The organism is Vescimonas sp. (assembly GCF_057856985.1).
The window spans coordinates 14,226-27,590 of record NZ_DBLZXX010000006.1 but is presented as its reverse complement, the minus strand read 5'-3'; the positions used below and the strand labels follow the sequence as shown (position 1 = coordinate 27,590).

At 62.5% G+C, this 13,365-nt stretch carries 19 protein-coding genes; 10 read left to right on the top strand and 9 right to left on the bottom strand.

Annotated features, from left to right (window positions below):
* Nucleotides 1-2: 2 nt before the first annotated feature.
* Genes ACZM22_RS06225 through terS form a run of 8 tightly spaced genes read right to left on the bottom strand, consistent with a single transcriptional unit; the run spans nucleotide 3 to nucleotide 6,394 of the window.
* A complete protein-coding gene (locus ACZM22_RS06225; RefSeq protein ID WP_489543449.1) occupies nucleotides 3-1,109 on the bottom strand; it encodes a head maturation protease, ClpP-related in 1,107 nt (368 codons plus the stop codon).
* Complete coding sequence (locus ACZM22_RS06220) at nucleotides 1,102-2,703, bottom strand: phage portal protein (protein ID WP_443849858.1); 1,602 nt, start codon at nucleotides 2,701-2,703, stop codon at nucleotides 1,102-1,104. The genes ACZM22_RS06225 and ACZM22_RS06220 overlap by 8 nt, the downstream gene beginning before the upstream one ends.
* A gap of 11 nt (nucleotides 2,704-2,714) precedes the next feature.
* Nucleotides 2,715-2,951, bottom strand: coding sequence for a DUF6148 family protein (locus tag ACZM22_RS06215; RefSeq protein ID WP_208319783.1), 237 nt, complete (start codon nucleotides 2,949-2,951; stop codon nucleotides 2,715-2,717).
* Between the two features lies 1 nt (nucleotide 2,952).
* Complete coding sequence (locus ACZM22_RS06210; protein ID WP_489543448.1) at nucleotides 2,953-4,803, bottom strand: phage terminase large subunit family protein; 1,851 nt, start codon at nucleotides 4,801-4,803, stop codon at nucleotides 2,953-2,955.
* On the bottom strand, nucleotides 4,778-4,948 hold the full coding sequence (locus ACZM22_RS06205) for a hypothetical protein (protein WP_489543447.1): 171 nt from the start codon (nucleotides 4,946-4,948) through the stop codon (nucleotides 4,778-4,780). Before ACZM22_RS06205 ends, ACZM22_RS06210 begins: the two co-directional genes overlap by 26 nt.
* Nucleotides 4,929-5,402: a hypothetical protein gene (locus ACZM22_RS06200; protein WP_215688269.1), complete on the bottom strand. Its 474-nt coding sequence runs from the start codon at nucleotides 5,400-5,402 to the stop codon at nucleotides 4,929-4,931. The genes ACZM22_RS06205 and ACZM22_RS06200 overlap by 20 nt, the downstream gene beginning before the upstream one ends.
* A gap of 4 nt (nucleotides 5,403-5,406) precedes the next feature.
* On the bottom strand, nucleotides 5,407-5,616 hold the full coding sequence (locus tag ACZM22_RS06195; RefSeq protein WP_208319779.1) for an Acb2/Tad1 domain-containing protein: 210 nt from the start codon (nucleotides 5,614-5,616) through the stop codon (nucleotides 5,407-5,409).
* Complete coding sequence (gene terS, locus ACZM22_RS06190; RefSeq protein ID WP_489543446.1) at nucleotides 5,597-6,394, bottom strand: phage terminase small subunit; 798 nt, start codon at nucleotides 6,392-6,394, stop codon at nucleotides 5,597-5,599. The genes ACZM22_RS06195 and terS overlap by 20 nt, the downstream gene beginning before the upstream one ends.
* Before the next feature lie 1,450 nt (nucleotides 6,395-7,844).
* Here terS and ACZM22_RS06185 point away from each other — a divergent pair.
* The 10 genes from ACZM22_RS06185 (at nucleotide 7,845) to ACZM22_RS06140 (ending at nucleotide 12,583) form a co-directional block, all read left to right on the top strand.
* Nucleotides 7,845-7,982: a protein phosphatase gene (locus tag ACZM22_RS06185; RefSeq protein ID WP_208319777.1), complete on the top strand. Its 138-nt coding sequence runs from the start codon at nucleotides 7,845-7,847 to the stop codon at nucleotides 7,980-7,982.
* A gap of 274 nt (nucleotides 7,983-8,256) precedes the next feature.
* Nucleotides 8,257-8,670 carry a hypothetical protein gene (locus ACZM22_RS06180; protein ID WP_489543445.1) on the top strand — a complete coding sequence of 138 codons (414 nt, stop codon included), beginning with the start codon at nucleotides 8,257-8,259 and terminating at the stop codon, nucleotides 8,668-8,670.
* Nucleotides 8,671-8,766: 96 nt separating this feature from the next.
* The gene (locus ACZM22_RS06175) at nucleotides 8,767-9,687 is read left to right on the top strand and encodes a hypothetical protein (RefSeq protein ID WP_489543444.1); all 921 of its coding nucleotides are present in this window, start codon (nucleotides 8,767-8,769) and stop codon (nucleotides 9,685-9,687) included.
* Between the two features lie 115 nt (nucleotides 9,688-9,802).
* Entirely contained in the window at nucleotides 9,803-9,952 is a 150-nt protein-coding gene (locus tag ACZM22_RS06170) for a hypothetical protein (protein WP_489543443.1), read from the top strand.
* 36 nt (nucleotides 9,953-9,988) lie between these two features.
* A complete protein-coding gene (locus ACZM22_RS06165) occupies nucleotides 9,989-10,471 on the top strand; it encodes a hypothetical protein (RefSeq protein ID WP_489543442.1) in 483 nt (160 codons plus the stop codon).
* A gap of 94 nt (nucleotides 10,472-10,565) precedes the next feature.
* Nucleotides 10,566-11,534, top strand: a complete 969-nt coding sequence (locus ACZM22_RS06160; protein WP_489543441.1) for a hypothetical protein — start codon at nucleotides 10,566-10,568, stop codon at nucleotides 11,532-11,534.
* A gap of 47 nt (nucleotides 11,535-11,581) precedes the next feature.
* On the top strand, nucleotides 11,582-11,731 hold the full coding sequence (locus ACZM22_RS06155; protein WP_208319772.1) for a hypothetical protein: 150 nt from the start codon (nucleotides 11,582-11,584) through the stop codon (nucleotides 11,729-11,731).
* A gap of 45 nt (nucleotides 11,732-11,776) precedes the next feature.
* Nucleotides 11,777-12,043 (top strand): hypothetical protein, encoded by a 267-nt coding sequence (locus ACZM22_RS06150; protein WP_489543440.1) that lies wholly within the window; start codon nucleotides 11,777-11,779, stop codon nucleotides 12,041-12,043.
* 58 nt (nucleotides 12,044-12,101) lie between these two features.
* Nucleotides 12,102-12,362 carry a hypothetical protein gene (locus ACZM22_RS06145; protein ID WP_208319770.1) on the top strand — a complete coding sequence of 87 codons (261 nt, stop codon included), beginning with the start codon at nucleotides 12,102-12,104 and terminating at the stop codon, nucleotides 12,360-12,362.
* 2 nt (nucleotides 12,363-12,364) lie between these two features.
* A complete protein-coding gene (locus ACZM22_RS06140) occupies nucleotides 12,365-12,583 on the top strand; it encodes a hypothetical protein (RefSeq protein WP_208319769.1) in 219 nt (72 codons plus the stop codon).
* A gap of 288 nt (nucleotides 12,584-12,871) precedes the next feature.
* On the opposite strand, the gene ACZM22_RS06135 is transcribed toward ACZM22_RS06140, so the two are convergent.
* Nucleotides 12,872-13,357 carry a hypothetical protein gene (locus ACZM22_RS06135; RefSeq protein WP_489543439.1) on the bottom strand — a complete coding sequence of 162 codons (486 nt, stop codon included), beginning with the start codon at nucleotides 13,355-13,357 and terminating at the stop codon, nucleotides 12,872-12,874.
* Nucleotides 13,358-13,365: the final 8 nt, after the last annotated feature.

Sequence of the window (13,365 nt, the reverse complement as noted above, 5' to 3'; positions counted from 1 at the left end):
CCTTACTTCTTCTGCGCGTTCTGGCCCACGCTCTTGATGGCGTCCAGGAACTCGTCCGTCTTACCGGCAGGGGGCGTGTTCTCCACAGTGCCCGCGCCGCTGTTCTTGGCGTCGGTCTTCGCGTTGTTCAGATACTCGTTGCCCTGCTCCTTGGCGCGCTTCATGGCGGCCTTGGCGTAGTCGCTGGCGCTGACGGGCTTGGTGAACTTCGCCTCGGCGGTGATCTCCTCGCTGCCCGGCAGGGCCATCTCCTCGATGTCGCGGATGCGCTCGCGCTCCTCGTTGGTCGCACGATCAGCCGCCGCCTGCTCGATTTGGTCAACCAGCGCAGGATAAGCCTGGCGCAGGTCGTCCGCAGTCTTGATTTCCATGTTCTGTACCTCCTCGTGTTGTACTCCCGGTTTCATGGCTCCGGGTTTATTTACAAAACGTCCGGCGGTGGTGGGTGCTGCCAAACTGTTCTGCATGAAGGTGGGTGCCTTGTCGAAAGGCAGGTGCATATTCACGCTGTTCACGAACAAAACGCCGTCGCGGTTTTCCACCACCGGCGTTTCCACATCCTCCACAAGCTCGTCCACAAAGCCGTTGTCCTTGGCCTCCTGGCCTGTCCACCAGCTCGTCGCGTCCATCCAGCCGGTCACTTCTTCCTTGTCCCGGCCTGTCTTCTTCGCGTACAGGCTGATGATGTTCTCCTTGATGGTGTCCAGCGCGTTCAAATACTGCTGCATGGTCGTGGCGTCGTAGTAGCCCAGCAGGCCCAGCCGGACCGGGTGGACCATGTAGGTGCTGTCGTTGGCCGCCACAACGCGGTCACAGTGGCAGGCCACGATGGTCGCGGAACTGGCGCACAGCCCGTCGATGCGGGCCACCACGTTCGCAGGGTGCTGTTCGAGCAGATTGCCGATGGTCTGCGCGGCAAAAACGTCTCCGCCGCCGCTGTTGATGCGCACCGTGATCTCGCTCACGGCTCCCAGCTTGTCCAGGTCCTCCGCGAACTGCTTGGGCGTTACCTCGTCGCCCCACCATGTACTGTCTGAAATGTCGCCGTACAGCAGCAGCTCCGCTCTGCCTCCGGCCACATTCTGAAACTTCCAAAACGGTTTAGACATTCCCATTTCCTCCTTCGCTCGCGGCGCTGGACGGGTCCATGATCTCGTCCACCTCCCGCTTTCTCTTGGCCTCCGCCACTCTCTGGCGGATGTTGCGGTTATAATTTCCGCCGGTCATTTGCGCGGTCTCCTCCTGCGCGGTGGAGAAACCGGCCTCCACGCGCTTCGTCGCCGCGCTGATCTCCTGCACAGGGTTCAGGCTCGTTCTGGCCGGGCCGGGCCACGCGCACCCGCTATAAGCCTTGCGGATGGCCGGGTCCTGGAAGAAGCCCGGAGCCTTGATGCGGTTCCGCGCCACGGCCTCCGCCAGCCACTCCTCATAGATTGGCTGACAAAAACTGTCCACAAAGTCGTCGCGCTGCACATCGCAGGAGCGCCAGAACTCATTCAGGGCACCGCGCGCCGCGCTGTAGCTGGTGGAGAACTGCTTGGAAATGACCTCCGGCGGGATTTCCAGCGCCGCGCCGATCTGCTTGATCATGGCCTCCGTGAACTTGTCGTATCCGGCGTTTGGGTGCTTCGGGTCCGCGAAGGATACGGTTTCGCCAGGGTTCAATCCCACGATAGCGCCGTTGCCCAGCTCCACACTGCCCTGGTCCTCTGCGTCGATCAGCATATTCTCCGGCAGCATCTCGCCGAACGGGCGATCATCCGTCGCCGTGGCTGGCTGCACGAACACCGTGAACATGGCGGAAATGACCGCCGCGTTGATCTCCGCCTCCGTGTACCGTCCCAACTGCTTGAGCGCTTCCAGCACCGGGGCCAGAACAGGCACGCCGCGTAGCTGGCCCGCTCGCTCCCGTGTGATCACATGGACGATGTTCCGCCGTCCGGTCAGCTCGCCGCGTGCCTCCACGCGCGTCCATTCCAGGCCGCTGCCCAGCATGGAGGTGTCGGAAAGGGGATGCCGGTTGCACACCCAGTAGGCCACCACGCGGCCCTCCGCATTGGTCTCCACGCCCTGTACGATGTTGTGGACCTCATAGCCTCGCACCGTGCACGGAGCCAGCCGGTCGTAGCCGTCCGGGCTGCAAATACGGTCCGCCTCCATCACGCGCACCCGCAGGCCATAAGGCTGGCCGACCTGCTCGCACATAGGCAACGCCGCGAATGCGTCGCCATTCATCAGGTAGCCCAGGTAGGCGAGCTGTTGTAGCTTGTAGAAATTGCCCAGCCCGTCCATGTCGCACTCCGGCGTGTCCGCCCACAAGGAGAACTCCCGGATGATCTTCTCCTGCAGCTCCTCCGTCTGCTCCGCCGACAGGCCCAAAAATGCGCCGTCGATCTGCGGCGCAGGCATCAGGCCGCCCGCCACCACGTTCGTGCGCAGCGTTTTCAGGGCCGAGGCCGCCACCGGCACGCCCATGTAGGCGTCGCGGCTCCTCTGGCGCAGCACGTCGATGTTGTCCTCGATGTCCTCCTTGGAGCTGCCGCCGTGGTATTCCCATCCGCGCATACTCTTTTTTGTCAGGTTCGCGCCGTAGTTGCCGTATCCGCTGTTCAGAAATTGCAGCGCCGTCCGCGCGGCGCTCCTGCGCACCGCATGGACCGGGGCCACGGCCTCGAAGCAGCGGTCAATAAAGTTCCTTGCCATGGCCGCCCTCCTCACACATCACGGGGTACGAAATGGTACAGGCGGTTTCTGCCGCCGGTCGTCTCAGCGGCTTCGGCCTCTGCCAGCTTCGCCGCCCAGTATTCCATTTGCGCCCGGATTTGTTTCAGGTCGGCTCTCGTCAGCATACGGGTCCCGATCTGATAGCTCTGGCCGGTCGCCACGGCTTCCTCCGCCGCCAGCCATGTATTCAGTTTCTTGGAGCACAGCTCCTTGCTGAAAACTGCCATGTTAAATACCTCCACTCAGGCGGCGTCTTCCGGTTGCCCTCTGCCGCCGCTCTGTCTCCGTCTCCTCCGGTCCTTTCAGTACCGGGTTTGCGATCTCTAAGGCAGCGGTGGCGTAGTTGCGCAGGTCAAGCGGCTCGTTTCGCTTGTAGCTCGCGTCCTTGATCTCCCACACCGTCACGCTCCGCCCCTTGCGGAACCGCACCACGGCCTTCTCGCTGGTCAGGCCCCGGAAGTATTGCTCGTCGTATCCGGCCTCCTCGTTCAGCGGGAAGTGGCAGTAGTTCGGCCCCTTCCGCTCCGGCGGCTCGTGCTTGAGGCGCTGATACACCAGCGCCTTGCCCGCGTCTACGCCCAAAACAAACAGCGGTGTCTTCACGCGGTTGTTCGTGGACGGGTTGCGGATATATGGCACCTCCTGGCCGCCCTTGCCCTTGATAGCAAAGATGCGCCGCTCGTAGCGCTCCTTGGTGAAGCGGTAGACCTGATCGGTGTGGTGGCCGCCGCTGTCGATGCAGGTGCACAGGATGGGAAGCTGCGTCCCGTCCTTCTTGCTGAACGTCGCTGTCAGGAAGGCGTCCAGATCGCGCCACACCTGTTCCTTGAGCATATCGCCGTATATCTTCTGGTAGCGGATGCCCCAGCTCTCCTTGCCGACGCCCCAGCCCACGACTTCCACCTCGAAGCGGTCGTCCTGAACGTCCACGCCTGCCGTCAGCACCAGCACATCCTCCGGCACCTGGGCGTCGTATACCTCGCGGCGGTTCACCAGTTCGGTGTCTTCCAGCCGCTCGCCCGGCTCCTCCCAGGTCTCGCCCAGCTCTGTGTTCACCCACGTTTTCATCTTCTCCGGGTCGCCCTGGTCCAGCATCTCCTTGGCAAGCAGGAACTTCTCCACGACCTCCTGCCACCCGCAGAAGGTGGAGGCCAGCGTGTTCAGGTGGAAGCCCCGCGCCGCCGCGCCCGGATTTTCCGCCACGAAATGCCCCTTGATCTCCTGGGCCTTCCAGGCGTATTCACTGCTTTCGCGCCCGCAGCGCTCGCACTTGTGGCGCACGCCCTTTTTCAGGTCGTGCCGGTCGAATACGATGTTGGCCCAACGAAGGGGCTGATAATGCCCGCACTTCGGGCACGGTACGTTCCATTCCTCCCGCGTCGTCTCCTGGAACTCCGTCTCGATGCGGCTGCTTCCCTTGATGGTCGGTGTCGATACGATAACGGTCTTCTTGTCCCAAAAGGTCGTTTGTCGCTTCTGCGCCAGGAGCAGCGGGTCGCCCTCTGTTCCGGCGCTGGCCGGGTAGCGGTCCACCTCGTCGCACAGCAGCACCTTGATCGGTCGGCTGGCAAGGCTCGCCGGACTGTTCGCGCCGATGATCGTCACGTGTCCGCCCGGAAAGTTCTTCTTCAAGATCGTGTTGCCGGAATAGCGGCTCTTGGTGTCTACCAGCACCCGCAGCACCGGCGTGTCCCGTATCATGGGTGCCAGGAAGTCCTTACTGAACGTCTGGCCCATTTCGAGGGTCGGCTGCATCACCAGCACCGGCGCGGGATAGTAGTGCATATAGTAGCCGAGCATATTCATCAGCATGGCCGTCTTGCCGATCTGCGCGGCGGACATGACCACGACCTTGCGCACGTGCTGGTCGCCGATGGCGTCCATGATCTCCCGCTGATACGGCGCGTTGTCCGTATGCCACCGGCCCGGCGTGGCGCTGTTCTCCGCACTCAGCATCCGGTAGGTGTCCGCCCACTGGGATAGCGTCAGCTCAGGCGGCGGTTTCAGCACCGCCACACATCTGGCGAACATCTCCGCCGTCTGCTGGGCAAGCTCAATCGTCCGGCGCTTTTTCTTCATGGTCCGGCTCCTTCTCACCCCGCATCATCCGCTCATACTCGGCGCGCTTGCATACATGGAGGGAGCACAGCACCTTCTCGCTCGTGCCCGTCCACAGTTTCCATACGCAGCCCGCGCATGGGTCCTTATTCTTCTTTTTCTCCATCCCCGTCCTCCTCTTGTGCAAAGGCTACGTTGAAGTCCCGCAGTTCCTCAAGCGTCTCGTCGATGGCGTGTTTCAGCTCATCGAAGATGCTGGCCTGGTCTCCGCCCATGGCCGCCAGAGCCGGGGACAGCTTCGCAGGCAGGGAGAGGAAACGCCCGCGAATATTCAAAAGCATCGTCTTGATGCCGCTCTCGATCTCCTCCGTCCGGTGCAGCTCGCCGCGCCGCAGCGCATTTTCCATCTCCGCCGCCTCCCGCTTGGCGCGGGTCAGGCCCGCCCGCTCGTCGGCAAGGCTCCCGCTCCGCAGGTAGGAGATGTACCGCCGCGTAGTGGCGCGCAGGTCATAGAGGCCCGGTGCCTGCTCCTCGATGATGCCCTCGTCCCGGAGCTGGCGCACCCGCCGCTCCGTCAGGCCCAGCCAGTCGGCGATCACCTTGCTCGTGTACAGGCGCATGGCGTCACTCGTTTCTTGCGATGGCGGCGTTGGCCCACATAGTCGCTTCCTCCACCTTCGTGTGCGCCAGGCTCTTTTCCCGGCTGTCCGGGCAGCACGCCTCGATCAGCTCCGCCAGCTCCCGCGCCTTGGCCCTCAGCTTTTCATAGCGCGCCGTCTGGTCGCCCTTCGGCGCGTGATAGGTGTATGTGTTTTCAAACCGTTTCGGGTCCATCTGCATCCTCCGTTCCATCCGGCCAAAGCTCCGCCGCGTCCTCGCCGGTCTCCGGGTCCGGTGTCTCCACCACGCCCGTCGCCCGCATACGCAGGATTTCCAGCCGCTTCTTTTCCAGTTCCAGGCGCTTCTCGTTCTCCTCCAAAGCCCGCAGGCTGTCCGCGATCTTTGCGATGCGGCCCTGCACCTTGTAGAGGGCATCCTGCAATTTCAGCACCCGTGCAAAGGCGCTGTCCTTGCTGTACATTCCCATCTGCTGTCTGGCACCGTCTGTCTTCTTGTCGCCCCGGCCCGCAGGCTGGCGCATATCCAGCACGCTGTTCAAATACAGCTCGTCCTCCGGGGCCTGCTCATATTCGATGATCTTGGTGAGTATCCGGTGCTCTCGGAACTTGAGTATCTGCATCTCGTGTTCCAGCGCCGCCCGGCTCCCCACCGGCGTATTCATCACCAGCTCCCGCTCGGCTTCGCTCAGCGTATCAAAAAAGATGGTGCTGTAAGCCCCATCCTTCTCTGCGTTGTGATTGCCCGCCGGTGCGCCCTTGTGGCTCCCGGCGGCGTTTTTATGTCCGGCGCTGTTCCGGTTCCCAGGCTGGCCGCCGCGTTTCTTCTTCTGCTCCGCCTTTTCCCATTCATCCGCCGACTTCCAGTTGCGCAAGGTCTGATAGTTGACGCCCAGGCCCTCCGCAAGCTCCCGGAGGTCTACCAGTTCGCCCCGGCCTTTCCGGGCGAGGTATTCAGCCTTTGCGGCGTCCCGTTTCTCACTCCGCTTCGGCATTTGCTCTCACCCCTGTCTATCCGGTATCCTTTCGCCTCCGCGTCCCTGTAATAGTTCCGGGACCGGGGCGGGCTGCCTCGCAGCTCCTCCCGTCCCGGTATGCAACGTGTCCCGCTCCGCCTACCTCCGCCGCGCAGTGGATACTTCCGCGCATGAGCGCAGACCTTCGGCGGCAGCAGGACGTTTTCCATTCGGTGCCGCCTGCGGCCAGAGGGGACTTGAACCCTGACCCTTTCAGCGGTAAAGGATGCGAAACCCGCCTGGTTTTCCACGACCACAGCGGCCCCCGCCAATGAAAAAGGCCCATGGATTTCTCCATGAGCCATTACTGCACAATATCAATGTAACACGGAAAACCTGCGAAAGTTGCTAACTCCGAAAAATATTTTTCCCAGGCGTACCAAAAGCCCAACCCGCCGGAACAAAACGCCCCTCCGCGTACCAGATCACCACCCCGGCGTAACGTCCCCGCCCGCGTGCGGTCCATCCGTGCACCCCAGCAGCTTCCGCCGCGCCAGCTCCTTCCACCATTTTCGTGACGCCGCGAAAATGATACCCGTCCCGATCTCACGCCCGCCCGCGTTCCTTTTCCCTCGCGCGCCCCCGCCCGCGTGCGCGTTCCATATTTTTTGACCCCCCTCCATTTTTTCGCCCGGACCCGCCGGAAATGAAAAAAATGCATCGCACCTAATCAATTTTTGCGCTCTCGAACCCGCAAAGGTCCTCGTCTGCGCCGGGAGGACCCGCCGCCGTGCCGGGGGAGGGTATAGGAGGGGGTGTATTGCTATCAATGGCGGTGAGGAGAAGTCTCGCGCGTTTGGTATCTTCGCGGGTGGGCGTGTTTGCTTGGCTGGCGCTCTGCTGGTGCTGGCGGCGCTGGCGGGGCGGTGCCTGGCCTATGCCTGGCTGGCGGTGCTGGCGGTCTGCTTCATGCCTTGCGCATGGGTGGGCGGGCGCGTTTGCTTGGCTTGCTGGCGTTGGTGCTGGCGCTGTTTATCGGCTGGCGGCTCCGGCCTGCGCCGGGCCGGTATGCTCCGCCGCCGGTCAGCTATCCCAGCAGGCACACACGGCCCACGCCGCCACGGCTGGCCCCGGCTCCGGTGAGGGCCTGCCCATCATGCCGCCGCGCCCCGGCTCCGCCATCGCCGGACGGCCCGCCGAAAACGGCCACGGCCCGCCGCCGAGGGTATTTACCGCGCCCGGTCTCGTCTCCTGGTAAGCTATGCTAATATGCCCCCTATAGTCCCCCAGCCTGTGCAATCTGCACAGAAAACCGCCACGGATTTTTGTGCAAAAATAATTCCCAGGCCCCCTAAAGGGGGGCCGTGGGAAGGGATTTCGGCCTATTGACGGCGCAAAAAATCGCCGCTATCATCCGGGGCAAGCGGATGGCCCAGCGGCCACCGCCCAGCGAACCGCCGACAACGGCGACCAGAAAGGGGAGGTGAACATGACCACGCCGAACACAGGCGAATTGCTTGTACAGCAGGCCCAGGAGGCCGAACGGCTCCGGCTCTTGATACTCGCTGACGAGTGCAAGACCATCGAGGAGTTCCGCGAAAAGCTCCGCGAGCGGCTGAACAAGTAAAGCGCCGGGGGCCAGTCCTCGCACGACATCCCCCGACGCTTGACAATCCGGCACGGGCGTCGAGTTCGCCGCCGCCCGGCCACGGGTAAAGCATAGCACACCCGCACGGAAAAAGCAACGCCGCCGGGGCCGCTGAAAAAATTTTCCCCCATAGGGGGAACACCCAGCCGCCGAAAAAAAGTGCTTGACAAAGCGACACGCAACAGTGTATGCTTGCAGCAGAAAACGACACGCAACAGTGTACAGGCCGAACAGGCCGGAAAGGAAAAACGCCATGACTAACAACGAGATCATCTTCGAGACCGTCCGCAACACCTTCACCCCCGCCCAGCTCGCCGAGCTGGTACAGTCCACCTACACCGCCGAGCAGATCGCCGCCCGCCGCGCCGCCGTCACGATCACCATTGACGAGGGCAGCGACGAGAGCGCCGAGAACATCTTCTCCGCCATGCTGGCCGCTGACACGTTCCACACCTTCGCCGAGTGGAAGCGCATGGGGTACAGTGTGAAGAAGGGCCAGCACGCCGCGCTGACCTGCCAGCTTTGGAAGTACACCGACAAGCCCGGCAAGGCCGCCCGCGAGGCCGCCGAGGCTGACGGCAAGGGCGCCCCCGAAACCGACCCGCATTTCTACATGACGAAGGCCCATCTTTTCCACGCCTTGCAGGTCGAGAAGTCCAAGCGTTGACCCAGCACAAGCGGACACTTTAGCAGGGCTGCACCGCACAAAGCAACCCAGCCCCATACAGCAAACCCCAAAACAACACAACAGGAGGAACACCCCATGAAAAAGTTTACCGGACGCTACACCACCAACACCGCGAAGGCCCTGAAAGGCTCCGAGCGTATCTTGTGCCAGGTCTCCGAGGACGGCACGATCTACATTTGCAACGGTTTTCTTCTCTGCACCATGAACGCGCCGGAGTACGCCGCCACGGTCCAGCCGTTGACCTGCTGCGAGCCGGGCGCGTGGACGTTCGACAAGGACGGCAAGCACGAGGACGAGGCGCACAAGCTCGATCTGGTCAAGCTGTTCGCCGATACCGTCCGCGACACCGCCGACGCCGCGCCGCTGGCCCGCGCCCCGTTCACGGTCCAGGCGAAGAAGGCCCCCGCCGCCTGCTACTACAACGCCGACGCCGATTTCGCCGCGATCTATGACACAAAGTTCATTGACGCGCTTCACCCCGCCACCCAGCTCCGCACCACGTCCGCGATCTCCGCCGCCGTCGCCTATGCCAATGACGAGCCGTTCGCCGTGGTCATGCCCATTAAGGCCGAGCCGAACGCGGCCCGCGCCATCAAGGCATTTTTCACCGAGGCCGCCGAGGACAACACCAAAACCGGCGAGGCCGACAAGCTCCGCGCCGAACTGGCCCAGGCTCAGGAAGAAGCCGCCGCCCTGCGCGGCGATCTGTACCGGGCAGCCAACGAGATCGACGAGCTGAAAAACAAGCTGGCCGAGCTGCACGAAACCAAGACGGAACAGCCCGCCGAGCAGAAGCCCGAACCCAAAACCGCCGCCGAGATCATCGCGGCCCGCTGGGCCGATGTGGACGGCCTGACCGCCACCATCAAGGGCGCAACGACCGCCGCGCCGGTGGTCTGGCTCGCCGGAGACACAAAGCCCCACGAAAAAGAGATCGAGGCCGCAGGCGGCAAGTGGAGCGGCAAGAAGAACGCCTATTATTTCCGCGTCGCCTGACCCAAAACCCGCAAGGCCGACGGCACCCCGCCGCCGCTGGTGCAAGTCCAGCCGCCCCCACCGGGGCGGGCGCTCATGGGTAACACCAAAACCAAAACCGAAAGGAGCCGATACCATGCTTCCCATCAAGAACATTCTTGACAGTCTGCGCGATGATGTTTTATCCGGCAAGATCACGCTTCACGAGGCAGCCGAGGAGCTGCACGAAAGCGGCTGGGCAAACTTCATCGACGAGGACGCGGCCCGCCGCCTTCTCAAGCTGTGACCCAAAACCCAAAACCACAAAACGGAGGTACACAAAATGTCTTGCTTCATCATGTCCGACCAGGCCCACGCCGCCACCGCGAACGCCCTGGAATACATCCTCAACAGCGGCTTCAACCGCTTCGGCTTCGACGCTCCCGACAGCCTTTACAAGGCCCTGAGCGACTGCCGCGACCGCTACGGCTTCTACTGCTCCGGCCTGATCTTCCGCCGCCTGTGTGACCTGAACAGCCGCGCCTATGCCGGGCGCTACAAAACCGAGGCCGACACCACGCCGCCGGAGATGCCCAGCGTCCCGCCGCTGGTACAGGAACGGGAGCGCGAGGACCAGCACGAAAAGCTGTTGCCCTGGCACTACAAGCTCGCCAAGCTGATCGACTGCGAGATATACCAGGCCAGCGAGGACGCCACCAGAAAAGACCCGCTGCTCCTGGCCCTGATCGACTTCTCCCGCGTCTACACACATTTCCTCGTTTCCAACACCGCCGACTACAACGCCGCCCCATGGGGCACGATCTGACCCCGCCGCCGGACACCTTCGCGGGCCGCACCGGACAACAAAGCGACCCGACCCCATAAGCGAAACCCCAAAACACAAAACGGAGGTACACAAAATGTACGAACAAACAAGCATGATCGGCCTGCAGACCGCCGAAGCGCCCGCGCCCGCCGCCCGCTACTACGAGATCAACGAGGAGACGGCCCGCAATGCTCACTACTGCGTCCACATGAGCGACTACAAGCCCGGCAGCGCCACGGCGGAATACCGGCGCGCCGTGGACAAGGCCGCCGCCCTGGTGGAGGCAAAAAAGGCCCGCGTCAGCCCCTTCTACCACGACAAGCTCGACGCGCTGCTTGACCGCTACGCCCTCCGCCTGGCCCAGTGGATGAACGACTACAACCGCAACCAGGCCAGCTACCCCAGCCAGTTCATTTCCGGCGCAGGTGGCTACAATATGCGCAAGCACGAAAAGCAGATGTCCCGTGAAGGCACCCTCTGGAACGAATACGACGAGATCAAGGCCATTTTGAACAAGATCGAGGCCGTCGGCTCCGGCCCGGTCGATCTGGCCGACCCTCACGCCCGCGAAATGCTCGCGGACCAGCTCCAAAAGCTCCAAAACAAGCTCGACGAAAGCAAGGCCCTGAACGCCTACTACCGCAAGCACAAATCCTTCGACGGCTTCCCCGGCATGAGCGCCGAGGCCGCCGCCAAGCTCACCGCCAGCTTTGCCGACACGAAGGAACGCTGCCCCTGGGTCAAGTCTCCCGTCCCTGACTACGAATTGACCAGCCTTCGCGGCAAGATCAAGCGCGTGCAGGCCCGCCTCGACGAGCTGGACAAGCGCGCCCAGCAGGCCGAGCAGCCCGCCGACGGCACAAAGTTCCCCGGCGGTGAGATCGTCCGCAACCTGGAAGCGGACCGGCTCCAAATCCTCTTTGACGAAAAGCCCGACGAGGACACCCGCGCCGCGCTGAAACAAAACGGCTTCCGCTGGTCCCCCCGGTACAGCGCATGGCAGCGCCAGCTTACCCCCAACGCCGAAGCCGCCGCCCGCCGTGCCCTGGGCCTTACCGAATAACAAACCAAATCCCGCCCCGGAGGTCACGAGGGCAGAAGGAGCACAAAATGGAATGGAACATCCCCAGCGAGAACGCCATCATCACCCGCCTCGACGAACTTTACGAAGCGCTCGACCGTTTCCCCGACAGCCCCATGGCCCCGGCCTGGCAGCACGAGATCGAGCGTCTGAAAGAACAGTTGACCTACGCCGGATAACAAAATGCGCCTGTCCTATCGGGCATACGGGGAGAAAGCGGCCTTATGAAATCCAAACTGAACGATGCTCAGGCCCGCGCATATATCGCGGGCGATCAAAGCGAACCCGTGCAGGAGATCGAGCGCAAGCACATTCTTCACCTGGCGGCCTGCTTGCGGGAAGCAGCGGACCGCCCAGGCATGAACCTTGCGGCCCTGTGCAAAACCGCCGAGCACTATATCCAAAACCATCAGCGCACAGAAAACCGACAGGAGTTAGCCTTGCTGATCGCGGCCCGCGATGCCATCAAAGCCCGCTCCAACGCAAAATAACCCATAGACTTATACACGCAAGCGTGTTATAATGCACCCAAATCCAAAGGAGGCTCCCATGGACCAAAACGCCGACATTTTCCCCGCTTACCGTCTCGTGGCCCAGTTCGCCGACGGCCAGCGCCTCACCTTCGACGGCCTGACCGATCAGCAGGCACAAACCCGCATGGAGGCCGCGCAGGCGCTCCACGGTGATATTTGCTGGTACGACGGCGTGACCGATCAGCACTACGAAAACGGCCATTTCTACAAGCTCACGCCCCCGCCGCCGACGATCAACATGATCGACCTGACGGACTACCACGAAAAGGAGGAATGACCGTGCCCATACGTGAAAGCAAGCGCCGCAACAATGACGCCTACAACGCCAAATGCGACTACATCAGCCTTCGCCCACAAAAGGCCGTCGGCTATGCCATCCGCGCCGCCGCCAAGGCCACCGGGCAGAGCATCCAGGCGTATGTGCTCCAAGCCTGCACTGAGCGCATGACCCGCGAGGGCCAGCCGCTCACGCTTGACCCTCCCGCTGATAACAAATAAGCCGCCCATGATCACAAAATCGGCGGTCTTGATCACAAAAACCGCCATAAAACGAACGCCACCCCGACAGGCTGCGACCAACAGCCCGCCGGGGTGCTTTTTATGCAATTCGCAAATTGTTTTCCCACGGGCCATTCGTTCCCGCCGGAAACAGTCTTTGCGCACGCGATTTCACTGACAGAAAAACACAGGAAATTGAAACAGCTCGACCCATGGCCGCCGGGCCGCCGCCCTCACCAAAAGCCAGGTGAAAAAGCAGCTCCCGCCAGCCCTCGATTTTTTCGGCGCTTAATATGTACGCGCGCGTGAAGCACGCTCCAAAAGCTCCTCCGCCATTGGCACCTCGTCCAGCGCCTCGCCCAGGCACAAAACTGCCTTGTCGTACCAGTTCCGCATGGTGCTGTCCGGCGCTCCCATGCGTACCGAGATATTCGCCCAGCTATGGTGACATTTGTGCCGCAGTTGAAGGATGCTTTTGTACTTACCGGAAAGACCGTCCAAACAGCCCCGCACGGCAGCGGCGTCGCCCTCCAAAACCAGCAGCCGCACGTGTATCTCCTGCAGGCGCTCATACACGCCCCGCTCGTCCAGCCGTATCACGGCAGCCTCCACCGGTTTCCCAGGGCCTCCGCCGCCGGGCATCCCGTCGCCGCCGGTTCCTTTCAGCGTGTCGTACAAGCTCTCCTGCTCCCGCTGCTCCGTCTTGAGCAGGCGCACCATCTCCGGTATCTCGTAGTAATACCGGACGATCTCTTTCACGTTTTTCTCGCGCATCTGTCAGC

Excerpts from the sequence above, each read along its gene's own strand:
- ACZM22_RS06185 (WP_208319777.1), top strand. The coding sequence starts at position 7,845 with ATGACCACGCCGAACACAGGCGAATTGCTTGTACAGCAGGCCCAGGAG.
- ACZM22_RS06145 (WP_208319770.1), top strand. The coding sequence starts at position 12,102 with ATGGACCAAAACGCCGACATTTTCCCCGCTTACCGTCTCGTGGCCCAG.
- ACZM22_RS06200 (WP_215688269.1), bottom strand. The coding sequence starts at position 5,402 with ATGCGCCTGTACACGAGCAAGGTGATCGCCGACTGGCTGGGCCTGACG.
- ACZM22_RS06135 (WP_489543439.1), bottom strand. The coding sequence starts at position 13,357 with ATGCGCGAGAAAAACGTGAAAGAGATCGTCCGGTATTACTACGAGATA.
- ACZM22_RS06180 (WP_489543445.1), top strand. The coding sequence starts at position 8,257 with ATGACTAACAACGAGATCATCTTCGAGACCGTCCGCAACACCTTCACC.
- ACZM22_RS06150 (WP_489543440.1), top strand. The coding sequence starts at position 11,777 with ATGAAATCCAAACTGAACGATGCTCAGGCCCGCGCATATATCGCGGGC.
- ACZM22_RS06215 (WP_208319783.1), bottom strand. The coding sequence starts at position 2,951 with ATGGCAGTTTTCAGCAAGGAGCTGTGCTCCAAGAAACTGAATACATGG.
- ACZM22_RS06155 (WP_208319772.1), top strand. The coding sequence starts at position 11,582 with ATGGAATGGAACATCCCCAGCGAGAACGCCATCATCACCCGCCTCGAC.
- ACZM22_RS06205 (WP_489543447.1), bottom strand. The coding sequence starts at position 4,948 with ATGGAGAAAAAGAAGAATAAGGACCCATGCGCGGGCTGCGTATGGAAA.
- ACZM22_RS06160 (WP_489543441.1), top strand. The coding sequence starts at position 10,566 with ATGTACGAACAAACAAGCATGATCGGCCTGCAGACCGCCGAAGCGCCC.
- ACZM22_RS06165 (WP_489543442.1), top strand. The coding sequence starts at position 9,989 with ATGTCTTGCTTCATCATGTCCGACCAGGCCCACGCCGCCACCGCGAAC.
- ACZM22_RS06220 (WP_443849858.1), bottom strand. The coding sequence starts at position 2,703 with ATGGCAAGGAACTTTATTGACCGCTGCTTCGAGGCCGTGGCCCCGGTC.
- ACZM22_RS06170 (WP_489543443.1), top strand. The coding sequence starts at position 9,803 with ATGCTTCCCATCAAGAACATTCTTGACAGTCTGCGCGATGATGTTTTA.
- ACZM22_RS06195 (WP_208319779.1), bottom strand. The coding sequence starts at position 5,616 with ATGGACCCGAAACGGTTTGAAAACACATACACCTATCACGCGCCGAAG.
- ACZM22_RS06175 (WP_489543444.1), top strand. The coding sequence starts at position 8,767 with ATGAAAAAGTTTACCGGACGCTACACCACCAACACCGCGAAGGCCCTG.
- ACZM22_RS06225 (WP_489543449.1), bottom strand. The coding sequence starts at position 1,109 with ATGTCTAAACCGTTTTGGAAGTTTCAGAATGTGGCCGGAGGCAGAGCG.
- terS (WP_489543446.1), bottom strand. The coding sequence starts at position 6,394 with ATGCCGAAGCGGAGTGAGAAACGGGACGCCGCAAAGGCTGAATACCTC.
- ACZM22_RS06210 (WP_489543448.1), bottom strand. The coding sequence starts at position 4,803 with ATGAAGAAAAAGCGCCGGACGATTGAGCTTGCCCAGCAGACGGCGGAG.